The organism is Enterobacter sp. QK-SA4, from assembly GCF_056856775.1.
This window is the reverse complement of sequence record NZ_JBXFXH010000007.1, coordinates 3533143-3550798: the sequence shown is the minus strand read 5'-3', so window position 1 is coordinate 3550798 and position 17656 is coordinate 3533143. Positions and strand designations below refer to the sequence as shown.

Here is a 17656-nt window from a genome sequence, read left to right as displayed (position 1 = left end):
AATAAGAATATCTTTAATTTCAGGTTTGAATATATTGTATATTTCAGGTGGAGCGACATTCGATTAAACATAGTTGAGTTGCGGGAACAGTGTCAATCGACTTTTAAATAAACAAAATAATTGCAGGCTAATATTTATTTCTTATAGCTGGCGAAAAAATATTATCGTAATGAAGGGAAGTATTGAAAACCCTCTCCTTTTAAGGAGAGGGCAGGATTTTAGACTTTCTGTCGTGCCTGACGAACCGGCGCCCCGTTCGCCACATAATACGCCGCCGTGCTCTTCGCCAGCGGCTCGCGCCCGCGGATTGCGTCGGCAATTTTTTCGCTAATCATAATAGTGGTGGCGTTCAGGTTGCCGGTGATGATCTGCGGCATGATCGACGCATCCACCACGCGCAGCCCTTCCAGCCCGTGAACGCGGCCTTCGCCGTCGACCACCGCCATCTCGTCATAGCCCATTTTGCAGGTGCCGCACGGGTGGAAGGCGGTTTCGGCGTGGTTACGCACGAACTCGTCGAGCTGCTCGTCGGTCTGGCATTCGATACCCGGGCTGATTTCGCGACCGCGATATTTGTCCAGCGCGGGCTGGTGCATGATCTCGCGGGTGATGCGGATAGCGTCGCGGAACTCCTGCCAGTCCTGCTCGTGAGACATATAGTTGAACAGGATCGCCGGATGCTGGTGCGGATCGCGGGACTTGATGCGCACGTGGCCGCGGCTCGGGGAACGCATGGAGCCAACGTGGCACTGGAAGCCGTGCTCTTTAACCGCGTTCGAGCCGTTGTAGTTAATCGCTACCGGCAGGAAGTGGTACTGAATGTTGGGCCATTCGAACTCTTCACGGCTGCGGATAAAACCGCCCGCTTCGAAGTGGTTGCTCGCGCCCACGCCGGTGCCGCCAAACAGCCACTCGGCGCCAATCTTCGGCTGGTTCCACCACTGCAGGGCAGGGTAGAGGGAGACCGGCTCTTTGCATTCGTACTGGAGGTACATCTCCAGGTGATCCTGCAGGTTTTCGCCCACGCCGGGCAGGTCGTGCACCAGCGGAATATCGAACTGCTTCAGCAGCTCCGCGCTGCCCACGCCGGAGCGCTGGAGGATCTGCGGGGAGGCAATCGCGCCTGCGCACAGCAGCACCTCTTTATTCGCCGTCGCTCTGGACGGGATAGTGCTTTCGCCCTCCAGCCACTCGACGCCCACCGCGCGCTTGCCGTCGAAAATAATATGATCGGTCATGGCGTGGGTGCGGATGGTCAGGTTCGGGCGCTTTTTAGCCTGGTCCAGATAGCCGCGCGCGGTGCTGGCGCGTCGGCCCTGCGGCGTGACCGTGCGGTCCATCGGGCCGAAGCCTTCCTGCTGATAGCCGTTGAGATCGTCGGTGCGCGGGTAGCCCGCCTGCACGCCCGCCTCCACCATCGCCTCAAACAACGGGTTCACGCCCGGTTTCGAGGTAGTAACGCTCACCGGACCGTCGCCGCCGTGATAGTCGTTCGGCCCCACGTCGCGCGTCTCTGCCTTGCGGTAGTAGGGCAGGCAGTTGAGGTAGCTCCAGTGCTCAAGGCCAGATTCTTTGGCCCAGTTGTCGAGATCCATCGCGTTACCGCGGATGTAGCACATGCCGTTGATCAGCGACGAGCCGCCCAGCCCTTTGCCGCGTCCGCACTCCATGCGGCGGTTGTTCATGTAAGGCTCTGGCTCGGTTTCATACGCCCAGTTGTAGCGCTTGCCCTGCAGCGGAAACGCCAGCGCGGCGGGCATCTGGGTGCGGAAGTCAAAGCGGTAGTCCGGCCCGCCCGCCTCAAGCAGCAGGACGGTGGTGTTCGGATCTTCAGTCAGTCGCGTTGCCAGCACGTTGCCGGCAGAGCCGGCCCCGATAATGATGTAGTCAAATTGCAAATAAACCTCCCGGTTAAAATATGGACTGGAATTTACCCATCTCAACCTGGATGGACTTCACCTGGGTGTAGCTCTGCAGCGTCATCACGCCGTTCTCGCGGCCAATGCCGGAGTGTTTGTAGCCGCCGACCGGCATTTCTGCGGCGGATTCACCCCAGGTGTTGATCCAGCAGATGCCCGCTTCGAGCTGATGAATGGCGCCGTGCGCGCGGTTCAGGTCGGCAGTGACGATGCCCGCCGCCAGGCCGTAGTCGGTGTCGTTGGCGCGGCGGATCGCTTCTTCTTCGCTTTCATAGGTGAGGATGGACATCACCGGGCCGAAGATCTCTTCGCGCACGATGGTCATCTCGTCGGTGCAGTCGGTGAACACGGTCGGGGCGACCCACGCGCCGTTGTCGAAGCCTTCGCCCTTCAGCACGTCGCCGCCGCACAGCACGCGCGCGCCTTCCTCTTTGCCTTTGGCGATGTAGCGCAGCACGCTGTCGCGGTGCGGGAAGCTGACCATCGGGCCGAAGTTGGTGCGTTCGTCGAACAGATCGCCCGCGCGGATGCGGCCCACGCGCTCGACGATTTTCTGCTCAAGCGCGACCTTGAATTTCGCGGGCACGAACACGCGGGTGCCGTTGGTGCACACCTGGCCGGAGCTGAAGAAGTTCGCCATCATGGCGATGTCTGCCGCGAGATCCAGATCGGCGTCGTCGAAAATAATCAGCGGGGATTTACCGCCCAGCTCCATCGTCACCTCTTTCAGGGACGAGGCCGCCGAGTTGGCCATCACCTTTTTGCCGCTGGCGACGCCGCCGGTGAAGGAGACTTTCGCGATGCCCGGATGCTCGGTCAGGTACTGGCCGGTCTCCGCGCCCACGCCCGGCAGGACGTTAAACACGCCGTCCGGAACGCCCGCTTCGGTGTAGATTTCTGCGAGCTTCAGGGCGGTGAGCGGTGTCACTTCGCTCGGCTTGAAGATCATTGCGTTGCCCGCCGCCAGCGCCGGGGCGGATTTCCACAGGGCGATCTGGATCGGGTAGTTCCACGCGCCGATACCCGCCACCACGCCCAGCGGCTCGCGGCGGGTGTAGACGAACGAGGTCTCACGCAGCGGGATCTGGCTGCCTTCCAGCGCCGGGATCAGCCCCGCGTAGTACTCCAGCACGTCCGCGCCGGTGACGATATCGACGGTTGAGGTTTCGGAATACGCTTTACCGGTATCGAGGGTTTCCAGCTTCGCCAGCTCATCGTTGCGCTCGCGCAGGATATCGACGGCGCGACGCAGAACGCGCGAGCGCTCCATGGCGGTCATCGCCGCCCAGATTTTTTGCCCGCGTTTTGCGCTTTCCACGGCGCGATCGACGTCTTCTCTCCCGGCGGCCTGTACGCTCGCCAGAACTTCACCGTTGGCCGGGTTGAGGGTCTCGAAGGTGCGACCGCTGGTGGCGGAGGTATAACCACCATTGATATAAAGCTGCTGTTCTGCCATTCGGGACATAAATTCTCCTCGGTTATTCGGTCGGTAAATGCTGGCTGATGAAGTGGCTGGTGAGCGACTGCGCCAGGATCTTATCCAGCGGCTTGCCGCTCAGCGCGGCGCGCAGCCACAGCCCGTCGATCAGCGCCGCCAGGCCGTAGCCCGCCTCTTCGGCCTGTTCGCGCGGCAGCTCACGGCGGAACTCGTATACCAGGTTTGACAACAAACGACGGCTGCTCACCTGCTGCAGGCGGTAGAGCATCGGCTGGTGCATGCTGCTCGCCCAGAAGGCCAGCCAGGCCTTCATTGCCGCGCCGCTGGTCTGGGTTTCATCAAAATTGCCGCCGACAATTGCCTGCAGGCGCTGCTCCGCGCTGCCGTCCGGCAGGGCGCGTAAGCGGCTCAAAACCGCGTCGCGCAGCTGGCCGGTGATGTCGCGCATGGTCGCTTCCAGCAGACCGTTTTTGTCTTTGAAGTAGTGACTGATGATCCCCGTGGAAACGCCCGCCCGACGGGCGATCTGCGCGATCGTCGCGTCATGCATTCCCACTTCATTTATTGCTTCCAGCGTGGCGTCGATAAGCTGCCTGCGCCGGATCGGCTGCATCCCCACTTTGGGCATTTTTGCCACTCCATTCATCAGCGTTGGTAATACATTAAAGCGGTTTTTGATTGGACGTTCAATATAAAATGTGTCTTAATTGTTGCGGATTTGGATTTCAATAGTTACAAAAACAGTGGGGATACTGGATGACAGACCTTTCACAAGACAGAGAAAAAGACAAAATCAACCCGGTCGTTTTTTATACTTCCGCCGGGCTGATTTTGTTGTTTTCCCTGACGACCATCTTCTTTCGTGATTTTTCTGCCGAGTGGATTGGGCGCACCCTGAACTGGGTGTCGAAGACCTTCGGCTGGTACTACCTGCTGGCCGCGACGCTCTATATCGTCTTCGTGGTCTGCATTGCCTGCTCGCGCTTCGGCTCGGTGAAGCTCGGGCCTGAGCAGTCCAAGCCCGAGTTCAGCCTGCTGAGCTGGGCCGCGATGCTGTTTGCCGCGGGCATCGGCATCGACCTGATGTTCTTCTCCGTGGCGGAACCGGTTACGCAGTATATGCAGCCGCCGGAAGGGGCAGGGCAGACGATGGAGGCCGCGCGCCAGGCGATGGTCTGGACGCTGTTCCACTACGGCCTGACGGGCTGGTCGATGTACGCCCTGATGGGCATGGCGCTCGGATACTTTAGCTATCGTTATAATTTGCCCCTCACCATCCGCTCCGCGCTGTACCCGATCTTCGGTAAAAAGATTAACGGCCCGATTGGCCACAGCGTCGATATTGCGGCGGTGATCGGCACCATCTTTGGGATCGCGACGACCCTCGGGATTGGCGTGGTGCAGCTCAACTACGGGCTGAGCGTGCTGTTTGATATCCCGGATTCGATGGCGGCCAAAGCGGCGCTGATTGCGCTCTCCGTCATTATCGCCACCATCTCGGTGACGTCGGGCGTCGATAAAGGCATCCGCGTGCTCTCCGAGCTGAACGTGGCGCTGGCGCTGGGCCTGATCCTGTTCGTGCTGTTTATGGGCGATACCTCGTTCCTGCTCAATGCCTTAGTGCTCAACGTGGGCGACTACGTAAACCGCTTTATGGGCATGACGCTGAACAGCTTCGCCTTCGACCGTCCGGTGGAGTGGATGAACAACTGGACGCTGTTCTTCTGGGCGTGGTGGGTGGCGTGGTCGCCGTTTGTCGGCCTGTTCCTGGCGCGTATTTCGCGTGGCCGCACCATCCGCCAGTTCGTGATGGGCACGCTGATTATCCCGTTCACCTTTACCCTGCTGTGGCTGTCGATTTTCGGCAACAGCGCGCTGCACGAGATCATCCACGGCAATGCAACCTTCGCGCAGGAAGCGATGGCGCACCCGGAGCGCGGCTTCTACAGCCTGCTGGCGCAGTACCCGGCGTTTACCTTTAGCGCCTCCGTGGCGACCATCACCGGCCTGCTGTTCTACGTCACCTCGGCAGATTCCGGCGCGCTGGTGCTGGGCAACTTCACCTCGAAGCTCAAAGATATCAACAGCGACGCGCCAAACTGGCTGCGCATCTTCTGGTCCATCGCCATCGGCCTGCTGACGCTCGGCATGCTGATGACCAACGGCATTTCGGCGTTGCAGAACACCACGGTGATCATGGGCCTGCCGTTCAGCTTCGTCATCTTCTTCGTGATGGCCGGGCTGTATAAATCGCTCAAGGTGGAAGACTACCGCCGCGTCAGCGCCAGCCGCGACACCGCGCCGCGTCCGATGGGCGCGCAGGACAGGCTGAGCTGGAAGAAACGCCTTTCGCGCCTGATGAACTACCCGGGCACGCGCTACACCAAACAGATGATGGAGACGGTCTGCTTCCCGGCGATGGAAGAGGTCGCGCAGGAGCTGAAGCTGCGTGGGGCCTACGTGGAGCTGAAAAACCTGCCGCCGGAGGAGGGAGAGACCCTGGGGCACCTGGATCTGCTGGTGCACATGGGCGACGAGCAGAACTTTGTTTATCAGATCTGGCCGCAGCAGTATTCAGTACCCGGGTTTACCTACCGGGCGCGCAGCGGGAAATCGACCTACTACCGGCTTGAGACCTTCCTGCTGGAAGGGAGCCAGGGGAATGATTTAATGGACTACAGCAAGGAGCAGGTGATTACGGACATTCTGGACCAGTATGAACGGCACCTGAACTTTATCCATCTGCACAGGGAAGCGCCGGGGAATAGCGTGATGTTCCCGGATGTTTGAGATTTGAGCTGAATAACCTATAAACGCATCGCCGTCGCCCTCAAGCCGGGTGGCGGCGATGCCTTACCCGGCCTACAAAATCGGTTTACCGTAGGCCTGATAAGCGCAGCGCCATCAGACTTTTAGCAGCGTCCACACGTTCCCATCATTATGCTGCCAGACGAGGTTGAAGCGTTTACCTTCAGGATAGTCTCCAGCAGGGTGCGAAAGCGCCAGCGTGATTGTTTTTTCCGATAACTCAGTGACTCTCGCCCACTCAAACCCCATGTAAATTTTTACCTTCGGGAAGAGGGCTTTAAACAAACTCTCTTTGGCGCTAAAAGCCAGCGTCAGCGCCAGCGCAAAGGGGTAGCACGAGTGCGTCAGGCATATCGCCTCCTGCGCATCAACGATGCCGTCCTGGATTTCACGGGCTTCGTGGTCTGGAAGAATGGCTTCGCAATCAATACCTACGAGCGCATCTGGATGAGGGACGACAACCGCCATCGCCTGCGTGCCGCTGTGGGTAATGCTCCCCGAAACCCCTTTCGGCCAGAGCGGTTCGCCGCTGGGGCCGATGCCGGCGATCGCGCGTTCATGTATCGCTCCGAGCGCATGCGCGGCGGCGATGCGGCCTGCCAGATGCTCGGCTTTGCGTTTGCTTCCGGCGTTTGAAAGCTCTGCGTGGTGGGGGAGCCAGAGGAGATCGGCATCGGTGAAGGTGGTGGGGGCGAAGGTGACGTGGTGGACGGTGTGGCCGGCAAGAATGAACGTGGTGTGGGTTGTGTGCATGTTTTTCCCTTCAGAATTGTGCGGCCTGATGCCCTCACCCCGGCCCTCTCCCATGGGGAGAGGGGGCAAACACTAAAAACGGCAACTGGGTTGCCGTTTTGTTTTTACCTTAGAAGCGCGTATTCACGCTCATGTACCAGGTACGGCCAGGCTCATTATACGTATACGCTCCCGCACCGTACATATACGCACCGGTGGTGGCATTTCCGGTGGTCTGGGCATTACCTGCGCGCCACTGGCGCTTATCAAAGACGTTATCCACGCCGCCGGTCAGGCTAACGTTTTTGGTCATATCCCAGGTCGCGCTCAGGCCAACGATGCTGTACGGGCTGACTTCGTCTTTCTCAGACCCGGTCACCGGCTGACCTTTGTAGTTGTACTTCTTCGGCTGCTGCTTGCCGTACCAGGTAAAGGTCGACTGGAGCGACACGTCCTGATGCACCTGCCAGCTCAGGGTCGAGTTAAGCGTGTACTCTGGAATGATCGACAGACGGTCGCCGGTCTCCTTGTTCTTGCTCTGCAGCATGTAGGTGATGTTGTTGGTCCAGTTGATCGTGTCGCTGACCGGCACGTTCAGGGAGCCTTCCAGCCCTTCGACCACCGCTTTCGGTACGTTTTCCCACTGGTAGATATCCGTCTGCACTTTACCGGAAGAAGTCTGGCCAATCGGCGCGTAGCCCGCTTCAATCTTGTCGCGGTAGTCGTTGCGGAACCAGGTGACGCCCGCCAGCCAGCCGTCGCGCTTCCACTCCAGGCCAATCTCTTTGTTGATGCTGGTTTCGGCCTTCAGGTCGTCGTTACCCATCATGTAGCAGCCCACGCCGTCGGAGCTGGCGTAGCAGCCCTGGCCTTTGCTGTAGAGCAGGTAGTTCGGGTTGGTCTGGTACAGGCTCGGCGCCTTATAGGCGCGGGCGATCCCCATCTTCAGCGTGAAGTCATCCCCCAGACCCTGCGACAGGTTCAGGGATGGGCTCCAGTTGTTGCCGACGATAGTGTGGTGGTCGAAGCGCAGGGCAGGGGTCAGCATGGTACTGTCGGTCAGCTCCATGTTGTTTTCGGCGAACAGGGAGAAAATCTCCGCCGAGGTGTACGGGCTGCGGTCGTTGCTCATGCCCGGAATGGTGCCGCCCTGCTGGGTTTGGGTGAAGGAGGTCGAGTCCTTCATGCGCTGCTGGTTCCACTCGGTGCCGAGCGTCAGGTTCTGGTTAACGAGGAAATCAATCGGCAGGTTGATTTCACTGTGCAGCATCACGTCGGCCAGATCGGTGTCGGTGAATTTATTACTGTTGAACAGGCCTTCCAGACCGCCCGCCAGCCCTTCGCCCAGACGGGAGTTGCGGGTGTGTTCGTACTGCGCCCAGTTGCTGGTGGTAATGCCGTTATCCCAGCCGCCGTTCCAGGTTACCGCGAAGTTCTGGCGATAGATACGGTTGGTCTCTTTGCCGTAGTTCTTTTTCACCAGACCGCTGGAGCTGTTGTCGTTGTTGGTATTCTGGGTATCACCGGCGTAGAGGTTGTTCTGGCGGCTGTAGCCCGCCTCAAATTCCAGAGACTGCATCGGCGCAAAGTCCCAGCGCACCACGCCGTTGATGTCTTTATTTTCCACCCCTTCACGGCCCGCGGGCAGCGTGTCGGCGTAGGCACCGGTTCGGTCAGACTGGTGACCCTGGTTGATGTCCCACGCGTCGGCCTGGGTTTTGTCCAGGTTACCGAACATGCGGAAGCTGAAGTCGCCGCCCAGCGGGCCGCTCAGGCTGAAGTTGGTGCGTTTGGTGGAACCTTCGTCCTTGTGCTCTGGCGCGTTCAGGTAGGTGTTCCAGGAGCCGTGCCACTGGTCGTCGAATTTTTTGGTGATGATGTTTACCACGCCGCCTGCCGCGCCGTTGCCGTAGCGCGCGGCGGCCGGACCGCGGATCACTTCGATGCGCTCGATCATCTCCGGCGGCACCCAGCCGGTATCGCCGCGGGTGTCACGCTCGCCGCGCCAGCCCAGACGAATAGAGTTGCGGCTGGTGACCGGCTTGCCGTCGATCAGGATCAGGGTGTTTTCCGGCCCCATGCCGCGAATGTCAATCTGACGGTTGTTTCCACGCTGGCCGCTGGTGGAGTTCCCGGTGAGGTTAACGCCCGGCATGGTGCGGATGATTTCCGCCACGTCGCGCGCGGGCGGGTTTTTGCGGATCTCGTCGGCGGTGATGGTCGACACGCCCGGCGCCTGTAAATTCTGCTCGGCGGCGGTGATCACCATAGTGTCTTCGTGCTGCGCAGAGGCGGTGTTGTCGTCTGCCACGGCGGGCAGCGCGACACCATAAATCCCTAAATTGACCAGCAAGGCCAGAGAGTGAATCTTCTTATTCATTGTACGTCCCGCTTTTATGGTTATTTAATGAGCGCGCTTCCCACAGCGCGGGCATTACGCTATTGCAAATGCAAATAGTTATCAATAATATTATCAATAAAATTTGCTCTGAAACAAAAAAGACTGTGAAACATGGGGTTATAAGGGTGACGACGTTAACAACCGGAAGTGAAGCGTGGTGGCAGTCGAAAAACGGACCTGAATGGGAACGTCTGGAGGAGAGCTGTCGCGTCACCTTCTGGTGGCGGGATCCGGCAGGCACGCAGAAAACCTCATCGGTCAAACGCGTCTGGCTCTACGTTACCGGCGTGACCGATCACCATCAAAATGCCCGTCCGCAGTCCCTTGAGCGCATCCCGGATACCAACGTCTGGCAGTGGCAGGGCGAATTCAGCCCTGAGTGGCGCGGGAGCTACTGTTTTATCCCTTCTGAAAATGAAAACGATTTTGCCGATACCGTGTTTGAAGGCGAACTGCCGGACCGCATGGCGCTGCGCGAAGGCTGGCGCAGGCTGCTGCCGCACGCGGTTTCCGATCCGCTGAATCCGCAGAGCTGGCGCGGCGGGCGCGGACATGCCGTCTCGGCGCTGGAGATGCCGGACGCGCCCGTTCAGCCCGGCTGGAATCAGCCCAAAACGCCCTTCAAGGCGCCGATCTGCATTGAATGGGAAAGCGCGCGCCTGAAAAACCGCCGTCGCGTCTGGATTTTCACCACCGGGGATGACGGCCCGGAACGTCCGCTGGCGGTGCTGCTCGACGGGCAGTTCTGGGCCGAAAGCATGCCCGTCTGGCCCGCGCTGGCGTCGCTCACCACCGGGCGCCAACTGCCCCCTGCGGTCTACGTATTAATTGACGCGATCGACATGGAACATCGCAGCCGCGAATTGCCCTGTAATCCCGATTTCTGGCTGGCGGTACAGGAAGAACTTCTCCCTCTTGTAAAACATCTCGCGCCATTTAGCGACCGCGCCGACCGTACTGTGGTGGCGGGCCAGAGCTTTGGCGGCCTCTCTTCGCTTTATGCTGGCCTCAACTGGCCGCAGCGCTTTGGCTGCATCCTCAGCCAGTCCGGATCCTACTGGTGGCCGCACCGCGGCGGGCAGCAGGACGGGCTGCTCATCGAACAGCTTAAAGCGGGTGAAAAAACCGCACGCGGGATGCGCATCATCCTTGAGGCCGGACGCAACGAGCCGCTGATTTTCAATGCCAATCAGGCGATTTATGCCGAACTACACGCGCAGCAGCAAGTTATCTGGCGTCAGGTTGACGGCGGACACGACGCGCTTTGCTGGCGCGGTGGGCTGACGCAGGGGCTGATGACCCTCTGGCAGCCGCTCATTCAATAACGGAGTCTGTATGGAATTCAGCAATCCTTTCGATAATCCGCAGGGACAGTTCGCCATTTTGCAAAACGACCAGGGGCAGTACAGCCTGTGGCCGCAGCAGTGCGAACTGCCGGCGGGGTGGCGCGTGGTGTGCGAAGCGCAGTCTCAGGAGGCGTGCCAGCAGTGGCTCGCCGGGAACTGGCGCACGCTTGAACCGTCCCATTTTGCGGAGGGGAGCGCATGAAACGTCTTCCTCTCGTCGCCGCCCAGCCGGGTATCTGGATGGCGGAACAGCTGTCCTCCCTGCCAAACGCCTGGAGCGTGGCGCACTACACCGAGCTGAAAGGCGATATCGACGCGCCATTGCTGGCAAAAGCCATCGCTGAGGGCATGATGCAGGCCGATACCCTGCGAATGCGTTTTGCCGAGGATAACGGCGAGGTGTGGCAGTGGGTGGATGACACCCTCATTCTGCCGGAGCCGTCCATCGTTCGCGTTGCCGACCACGCCGCCGCCGTGGCGCTGATGGAGGCCGACCTTAACCAGAACCTGCGCGTCGACAGCGGTCAGCCGCTGGCGTTTCACCAGCTGATTCAGGTGGGGGAAAGCCACTGGTACTGGTATCAGCGCTATCACCATCTGGTGGTGGATGGCTTCAGCTTCCCGGCCATTACCCGCCAGATCGCCGCGATTTACGCCGCGTGGAAAAAGGATGAACCAACTCCTGACTCCCCGTTTACGCCATTTGCTGAAGTGGTGGAGGAGTATCAGCGCTATCGCGGCAGCGAGGCGTATCAGCGCGACGGCGCTTTCTGGGCCGAGCAGCGCAGGCAGCTTCCTTCTCCGGTCTCGCTCTCTTCCGCACCGCTGCCGGGACGCGCCGCTACTACCGATATCCTGCGCCTGAAAATCGCTGCCGACGGTCGCGCCTTCAGCCAGCTTGCGCAGGCGGCAGGACAGGCGCAGCGTACCGATCTGGCCCTTGCGCTGGTGGCGCTGTGGCTGGGGCGCCTGACCGGACGGCTGGACTACGCCGCCGGGTTTATCTTTATGCGCCGGATGGGATCCGCGGCGCTCACCGCAACCGGGCCGGTGCTTAACGTCCTGCCGCTGGCGGTCGATATCGATCCCCAGGAGAGCCTGCCCTCGCTGGCGCTGCGCCTGGCGAACCAGCTGAAAAAAATGCGCCGCCACCAGCGCTACGACGCCGAGCAGATCGTGCGCGACAGCGGAAAAGCGGCGGGCGATGAAGCGCTGTTCGGCCCGGTGCTGAATGTTAAAGTGTTCGACTACCAGCTGGATATCGACGGCGTGGAGGCCATCACCCACACGCTGGCGACCGGCCCGGTGAACGATCTGGAGCTGGCGCTGTTCCCGGACGAGCAGGGCGGGCTGAGCATGGAGATCCTCGCCAATAAGCAGCGCTACGACGAGGCGACGCTGACGCGTCACGTTGCGCGCCTGAACGCGATGCTGATGCAGTTTGCGGCCAACCCGGACCTGCGCTGCGGCGAGGTGGAAACCGTTTCAGAGCAGGAATACCAGATGCTTGCGCGCATCAACGATACCGGGCTGGCGCTGCCGGCCACCACGCTGGCGGATCTGGTGGCGGAGCAGGCGAGCAAAACGCCGGACGCCCCCGCGCTGGCGGACGCGCATATTGAGCTCAGCTATCGTGAGATGCGCGAGCAGGTGGTCGCGCTGGCAAACCTGCTGCGCGAGCGCGGCGTGAAGCCGGGCGACAGCGTGGCGGTGGCTCTGCCGCGCTCGGTGTTCCTGACGCTGGCGCTGCACGGCATTGTCGAGGCTGGTGCCGCGTGGCTGCCGCTCGACACCGGCTACCCGGACGATCGTCTGCGGATGATGCTCGAGGACGCGAAGCCGTCCCTGCTTATTACCACTGACGAACAGCTTCCGCGATTTAGCGATCTGCCGATTAGTGCATTTAGTTACAACACCCTTTTACCGGCTGCGGATGCAAAACCGCTGCGCCTGGCGAAGCCGGAGCAGACGGCGTACATCATCTTTACCTCCGGTTCGACGGGGCGTCCGAAAGGGGTAATGGTCGGCCACACCGCCATCGTTAACCGCCTGAAGTGGATGCAGGATCACTACCCGCTGGACGCGACGGACGTGGTGGCGCAGAAAACGCCGTGCAGCTTTGACGTGTCGGTATGGGAGTTCTGGTGGCCCTTTATCGCCGGGGCGAAGCTGGTGATGGCAGAGCCGGACGCGCACCGAGATCCGCAGGCGATGCAGAGCTTCTTCGCACGGCACGGCGTGACCACCACCCACTTCGTGCCGTCGATGCTGGCGGCGTTTGTCGCCTCGCTGACGCCGGAAAACGTGGCGTGCTGCAAAACCCTAAAGCAGGTGTTCTGCAGCGGCGAAGCGCTGCCGACCGAGCTGTGCCGCGAGTGGGAGCAGCTCACCCGTGCGCCGCTGCACAACCTGTATGGCCCAACCGAAGCGGCGGTGGACGTCAGCTGGTATCCGGCGTTTGGGTCCGAGCTGGCGGCGGTGGAAGGCAACAGCGTGCCGATCGGCTTCCCGGTGTGGAACACGGGGCTGCGCATTCTGGATGCGATGATGCGCCCGGTGCCGTTCGGCGTGGCGGGCGATCTGTATCTCACCGGCATTCAGCTGGCGCAGGGGTATCTTGGCCGTCCTGACCTTACCGCCAGCCGCTTTATTGCCGACCCGTTTGCCCCCGGCGAGCGGATGTACCGCACCGGCGACGTTGCCCGCTGGCTGGACAACGGCGCGGTGGAATATCTCGGCCGCAGCGATGACCAGTTAAAAATTCGCGGCCAGCGCATCGAGCTGGGCGAAATCGACCGGGCGATGCTGTCGCTGCCGGACGTGGCCCAGGCCGTCGCCCACGCCTGCGTGTTCAACCAGGCGGCTGCCACCGGCGGCGATGCCCGCCAGCTGGTGGGGTACGTGGTTTCTGAATCCGGCTTACCGCTGGATCGCGACGCGCTGCTGGAATCGCTCAAGGCCAGGCTGCCGCCGCATATGGTGCCAGTGGTGCTGCTGCAAATCAGCGCGCTGCCGCTCAGCGCGAACGGCAAGCTTGACCGCAAGGCGCTGCCGCTGCCGGAGCTGACCAGCAAAACATCCGGCCGCGCGCCGGAAAGCGAATCCGAAATCGCCGTCGCGCAGGCGTTTTCCGCGCTGCTGGGCTGCGAGGTCAACGACATTGAGGCCGACTTCTTTGCCCTCGGCGGACACTCGCTGCTGGCGATGCGCCTGGCGGCGCAGCTTAGCCGCGCGTTCGAGCGCAAGGTTACGCCGGGGCAGATTATGGTCGCCTCCTCGGTGAGCAAGCTCAGCGCGCTGCTGGACTCGCAGATGAGCGACGAGCAGGCGCAGCGTCTGGGGTATGAAACCCTTCTGCCGCTGCGCGAAAGCGACGGGCCGACGCTGTTCTGCTTCCATCCGGCGTCCGGCTTTGCCTGGCAGTTTAGCGTCCTGGCGCGCTACCTCAGCCCGCGCTGGTCTATTGTCGGTATTCAGTCGCCGCGTCCGGACGGTCCGATGCAGCAGTGCGCTGATCTGGATGGGGTCATTGAGCATCACCTGGCTACGCTGCGTAACCAGCAGCCGCAGGGGCCGTATTATCTGTTCGGCTATTCCCTCGGCGGCACGCTGGCGCAGGGCATTGCGGCCCGTCTGCGCGAGCAGGGAGAAGCGGTGCCCTTCCTCGGCCTGCTGGACACCTGGCCGCCGGAAACCCAGAACTGGTCGGAGAAAGAGGCCAACGGCCTTGACCCGGAAGTGCTGGCGGAGATCGAGCGCGAGCGTCAGGCGTTTATTGCTGCCCAGCAGGGACAGGGCTCCAGCGAGCTGTTTAACGCTATAGAGGGCAACTACGCCGACGCGGTGCGTCTGCTCACCACTGCGCACAGCGCGCGCTTTGACGGCAAAGCGACGCTGTTTGTCGCTGAGCGGACGCGAACGATGGATCCGCAGGTCGCCTGGGCGCCGTGGGTGGCGGAGCTTGAGGTGTACAGCCAGGACTGCGCCCACGTGGATATCATTTCACCGCAGGCGTTTGAGAAGATAGGGCCAGTGTTGAGGGAGATACTGGGATAACGTCAAAAGCGCCGGGTGGCGGCTGCGGCTTACCCGGCCTACGGAACCGTTGTTGATGTTTGTTGGGTTTGCTCCCTCTCCCTGTGGGAGAGGGCCGGGGTGAGGGCATCAGACCGCACGCTTTCCAAGCGGCACCACCAGCGGCGTACCCGCCACCGGATCGTCAATAATCATGCAGCGCATGCCGTAGATCCGCTCAATCAGATCCGGCGTCACAATCTCTTTCGGCGCCCCCTGCGCCACAATCTCACCGTCGCGAAGCGCAATCAAATGCGTGGCGTAGCGGCACGCCTGGTTTAAGTCGTGCAGCACCGCCGCCAGGGTATACCCCTGCGTGCGGTTCAGCTCGCTCAGCAGTTCCAGAAGATCAATCTGATGGCTGATGTCGAGCCAGGTCGTCGGCTCGTCCAGCAGCATGATGGAGGTCTCCTGCGCCAGCACCATCGCGATCCACGCGCGCTGACGCTGCCCGCCGGAGAGGGTGTCCACGCTCTGCTGGGCGAGCCCGGTAATACCCGTCGCCTGCATCGCGCGGTTCACCGCCTCGTCATCCTCTTTACGCCAGCGGGTAAACAGCGGCTGGTGCGGATAGCGTCCGCGCGAGACCAGCTCCTGCACCGTGATGTCTCCCGGCGTGGTGGCGTTTTGCGCCAGCAGACCGATGCGTCTGGCCACCTCCTTGCTGGCGAAGCGCTGGATCTGCTCCCCGTCGAGGAACACGCTGCCCTCAGCCGGCGTCATCAGGCGACTCAGCGTGCGCAGCAGGGTCGATTTTCCGCAGCCGTTCGGGCCGATAATGGCCGTGAAGTGGCCGTCCGGAATGGCAACGGATAAGTCACAGGCAATGATTTTTTTGCCGTAGCCGAGGGTGAGGTTTTCGCCGCGCAAGCGGGTGGTTGTGTCTGTCATTTCCTGCGTGACTCCTGAACGAGCAAGACGATGAGGTAAATTCCGCCGAGACTGACGGTCACCACGCCCACCGGCAGTTGATAAGGCATAAACAGCCGCTGGGCGCAGAGATCGGCGGCCAGTAGCAGCAGCCCGCCGCACAGCGCCGCCTGGGTTAATCCCCAGCGCGCCGTGCCGCTAAGTCGCCGGGCGATGTGCGGCGCTACGAGGGCGATAAACGAGATTGGCCCGGCAATCGCGGTGGAGGCGGCGGTCAGCAGTACGGCGACCAGCATCAGCATCAGGCGCGAGCGTTCGACGCCCACGCCCAGCGCGCAGGCGCTATCGTCGCCCATCTCCAGCAGGCGCATACGGCGCACCAGCAGCAGCGCGCCGATAAACATCAGCACAATCAGCGGTGCCGCGGGCCACGTTTTGCCCCACGTCAGGCCGTTGAGGGAGCCTGCATACCACAGCCCGGCGGAGAGCGCGGTTTCCAGCGAGGCCTGCAGTAAAAGCCAGGTGTTAAAGGCCATCAGCATGGCGCGGATGCCGATCCCGATGATGATCAGGCGGAAGGTGTCGATACCGTTGCGCCAGGCCAGCGCCCAGATCAGTAATGACGTCAGAATGCCGCCCGCCATCGCCGTAAAGGTAATGGCCGTAAGGTGCTGACCAAACAGCACCATCGCCACCAGCACGCCGCTCCAGGCCCCGGTGTTAAGGCCCATCACGTCCGGGCTGCCGAGCGGGTTGCGCATCAGCGACTGGAATATTGCGCCGCTCACGCCGAGCGCCGCACCGACCAGAATCGCCATCGCCACGCGCGGCAGTCGCCACTCCGTCACCACCATGGTGATGTTGCGCGGCGCGCTGCCGAGCAGGGCGTTGAAGACCTGAGTAAAGTCGAGCGTCACCGCGCCGCTGCGCAGGCTCCAGACCGCCAGCAGCAGAATGGCGATAAGCAGCAGCGAGACGCTGGTCAGTAAACGACGGGACGGGGCCATCATGCGCCACCTCCGCGTTTACGGCGAACCAGGAAGATCAGCACCGGCGCGCCGATAAAGGCGCTGACCACCGAGACGCGCAGCTCGCCGGGCACCAGCAGGCGGCCCAGCACGTCGGCAAACAGCAGCAGGGCAGGGGTCGCCAGCAGCGTCACCGGCAGCGACCAGCGGTGATCCGCCCCCACCAGCCAGCGCGCCATGTGCGGCATCATCAGGCCGATAAAGGCGATCGGGCCGACCACGGCGGTCGCGCTGCCGCACAGTACGGTGATGGCGAACAGACCAATCAGCTGCGTGCGCGCCACGCGGTTGCCGAGGGCGGTCGCGGTGTCGCTGCCAAGGCTCAGGCTGTTGAGCGACCGGCTTAAAAACAGCGCCACGGCGGCAGCGATAATGACCGGGATCGCCACCACTTTAAGCGTGTCGAGGGTGCGGATATCCAGAGAACCGGCCTGCCAGAAGCGCAGCTGGTCGTAAACGTCCGGGTTGAGCAGGGCGATGCCGTTGGACAAGCCCTCCAGCACCGCCGCGAGCGCTACGCCCGCAAGGGTCAGGCGTACCGGGCTCAGCTGCCCGCCGCCCTGGCTGCCGGTAAAGGCGACGACCAGCGAGGCGGCCAGCGCGCCGCAGAAGGCCATCACCAGCTGTTCAGAGGGTGAAGTCAACCCGAACAGCGCCGCGCCGAGCACGATGGCAAAGCTGGCGCCGGAGTTAACGCCGAGAATCCCGGGGTCCGCCAGCGGGTTACGGGTGAGGGTTTGCATCAGAGCACCGGCAAGGCCGAGCGCGCCACCGGCCAGCAGTCCGGCAAGCGTGCGGGGCAGTCGGGCGTCGAGCACGATGACGCAGTCGGCGCTCTGGCAGGTGCCGGAGAGCGCATCAACGATAACGGACGCGGGCAGCGGCTTCGCGCCGACCAGCAGGCTGAGTGCAGCCGCAAGGCTCAGGAGCAGCAGTAAAGCGGGCACGGCAACGGCGCGCACCGCAGAAGAGGAAAACGACATAGCAATATCCATGATTTGATAATGATAGTGATTATCGTTATCTATCTTATTTGGCTA

General features: G+C 61.7%; 12 protein-coding genes. 4 read left to right on the top strand and 8 right to left on the bottom strand.

The annotated features are described in order from the left end of the window. Nucleotides 1-218: 218 nt before the first annotated feature. The 3 genes from betA to betI are packed head-to-tail and all read right to left on the bottom strand — an operon-like array spanning nucleotide 219 to nucleotide 3985. Entirely contained in the window at nucleotides 219-1898 is a 1680-nt protein-coding gene (gene betA / locus AC1VYI_RS18770; RefSeq protein WP_134866697.1) for a choline dehydrogenase, read from the bottom strand. Nucleotides 1899-1911: 13 nt separating this feature from the next. After that, nucleotides 1912-3384, bottom strand: coding sequence for a betaine-aldehyde dehydrogenase (betB, locus tag AC1VYI_RS18765; RefSeq protein WP_134866696.1), 1473 nt, complete (start codon nucleotides 3382-3384; stop codon nucleotides 1912-1914). A gap of 13 nt (nucleotides 3385-3397) precedes the next feature. Continuing rightward, nucleotides 3398-3985, bottom strand: coding sequence for a transcriptional regulator BetI (gene betI / locus AC1VYI_RS18760; protein WP_023310694.1), 588 nt, complete (start codon nucleotides 3983-3985; stop codon nucleotides 3398-3400). A gap of 128 nt (nucleotides 3986-4113) precedes the next feature. Between betI and betT the strand changes: the two genes are divergently transcribed. Beyond that, nucleotides 4114-6147, top strand: coding sequence for a choline BCCT transporter BetT (gene betT / locus AC1VYI_RS18755; RefSeq protein ID WP_023310695.1), 2034 nt, complete (start codon nucleotides 4114-4116; stop codon nucleotides 6145-6147). A gap of 114 nt (nucleotides 6148-6261) precedes the next feature. Here betT and entD read toward each other — a convergent pair whose 3' ends face one another. After that, entirely contained in the window at nucleotides 6262-6918 is a 657-nt protein-coding gene (gene entD, locus AC1VYI_RS18750; RefSeq protein ID WP_134866695.1) for an enterobactin synthase subunit EntD, read from the bottom strand. A 109-nt stretch (nucleotides 6919-7027) separates the two neighbouring features. Then, nucleotides 7028-9277 carry a TonB-dependent siderophore receptor gene (locus AC1VYI_RS18745; RefSeq protein ID WP_134866694.1) on the bottom strand — a complete coding sequence of 750 codons (2250 nt, stop codon included), beginning with the start codon at nucleotides 9275-9277 and terminating at the stop codon, nucleotides 7028-7030. 146 nt (nucleotides 9278-9423) lie between these two features. Between AC1VYI_RS18745 and fes the strand changes: the two genes are divergently transcribed. The 3 genes from fes to entF are packed head-to-tail and all read left to right on the top strand — an operon-like array spanning nucleotide 9424 to nucleotide 14700. Next, on the top strand, nucleotides 9424-10623 hold the full coding sequence (fes, locus tag AC1VYI_RS18740; RefSeq protein WP_134866692.1) for an enterochelin esterase: 1200 nt from the start codon (nucleotides 9424-9426) through the stop codon (nucleotides 10621-10623). A gap of 10 nt (nucleotides 10624-10633) precedes the next feature. Continuing rightward, nucleotides 10634-10846 carry an MbtH family protein gene (locus AC1VYI_RS18735; RefSeq protein WP_023310699.1) on the top strand — a complete coding sequence of 71 codons (213 nt, stop codon included), beginning with the start codon at nucleotides 10634-10636 and terminating at the stop codon, nucleotides 10844-10846. Continuing rightward, nucleotides 10843-14700 (top strand): enterobactin non-ribosomal peptide synthetase EntF, encoded by a 3858-nt coding sequence (gene entF, locus AC1VYI_RS18730; RefSeq protein WP_134866690.1) that lies wholly within the window; start codon nucleotides 10843-10845, stop codon nucleotides 14698-14700. Before AC1VYI_RS18735 ends, entF begins: the two co-directional genes overlap by 4 nt. 108 nt (nucleotides 14701-14808) lie before the next feature. Here entF and fepC read toward each other — a convergent pair whose 3' ends face one another. Genes fepC through fepD form a run of 3 tightly spaced genes read right to left on the bottom strand, consistent with a single transcriptional unit; the run spans nucleotide 14809 to nucleotide 17599 of the window. After that, the gene (fepC, locus tag AC1VYI_RS18725; RefSeq protein WP_134866687.1) at nucleotides 14809-15609 is read right to left on the bottom strand and encodes an iron-enterobactin ABC transporter ATP-binding protein; all 801 of its coding nucleotides are present in this window, start codon (nucleotides 15607-15609) and stop codon (nucleotides 14809-14811) included. After that, nucleotides 15606-16598 carry an iron-enterobactin ABC transporter permease gene (gene fepG, locus AC1VYI_RS18720; RefSeq protein WP_134866686.1) on the bottom strand — a complete coding sequence of 331 codons (993 nt, stop codon included), beginning with the start codon at nucleotides 16596-16598 and terminating at the stop codon, nucleotides 15606-15608. The genes fepC and fepG overlap by 4 nt, the downstream gene beginning before the upstream one ends. Next, the gene (gene fepD / locus AC1VYI_RS18715) at nucleotides 16595-17599 is read right to left on the bottom strand and encodes a Fe(3+)-siderophore ABC transporter permease (RefSeq protein ID WP_134866684.1); all 1005 of its coding nucleotides are present in this window, start codon (nucleotides 17597-17599) and stop codon (nucleotides 16595-16597) included. The genes fepG and fepD overlap by 4 nt, the downstream gene beginning before the upstream one ends. Between the last annotated feature and the right edge of the window lie 57 nt (nucleotides 17600-17656).

What these genes read in the sequence shown, in the direction of transcription:
- betB (WP_134866696.1), bottom strand. Translation starts at nt 3,384, where the DNA reads ATGTCCCGAATGGCAGAACAGCAGCTTTATATCAATGGTGGTTATACC.
- betI (WP_023310694.1), bottom strand. Translation starts at nt 3,985, where the DNA reads ATGCCCAAAGTGGGGATGCAGCCGATCCGGCGCAGGCAGCTTATCGAC.
- betT (WP_023310695.1), top strand. Translation starts at nt 4,114, where the DNA reads ATGACAGACCTTTCACAAGACAGAGAAAAAGACAAAATCAACCCGGTC.
- entD (WP_134866695.1), bottom strand. Translation starts at nt 6,918, where the DNA reads ATGCACACAACCCACACCACGTTCATTCTTGCCGGCCACACCGTCCAC.
- AC1VYI_RS18745 (WP_134866694.1), bottom strand. Translation starts at nt 9,277, where the DNA reads ATGAATAAGAAGATTCACTCTCTGGCCTTGCTGGTCAATTTAGGGATT.
- AC1VYI_RS18735 (WP_023310699.1), top strand. Translation starts at nt 10,634, where the DNA reads ATGGAATTCAGCAATCCTTTCGATAATCCGCAGGGACAGTTCGCCATT.
- entF (WP_134866690.1), top strand. Translation starts at nt 10,843, where the DNA reads ATGAAACGTCTTCCTCTCGTCGCCGCCCAGCCGGGTATCTGGATGGCG.
- fepC (WP_134866687.1), bottom strand. Translation starts at nt 15,609, where the DNA reads ATGACAGACACAACCACCCGCTTGCGCGGCGAAAACCTCACCCTCGGC.
- fepG (WP_134866686.1), bottom strand. Translation starts at nt 16,598, where the DNA reads ATGATGGCCCCGTCCCGTCGTTTACTGACCAGCGTCTCGCTGCTGCTT.
- fepD (WP_134866684.1), bottom strand. Translation starts at nt 17,599, where the DNA reads ATGTCGTTTTCCTCTTCTGCGGTGCGCGCCGTTGCCGTGCCCGCTTTA.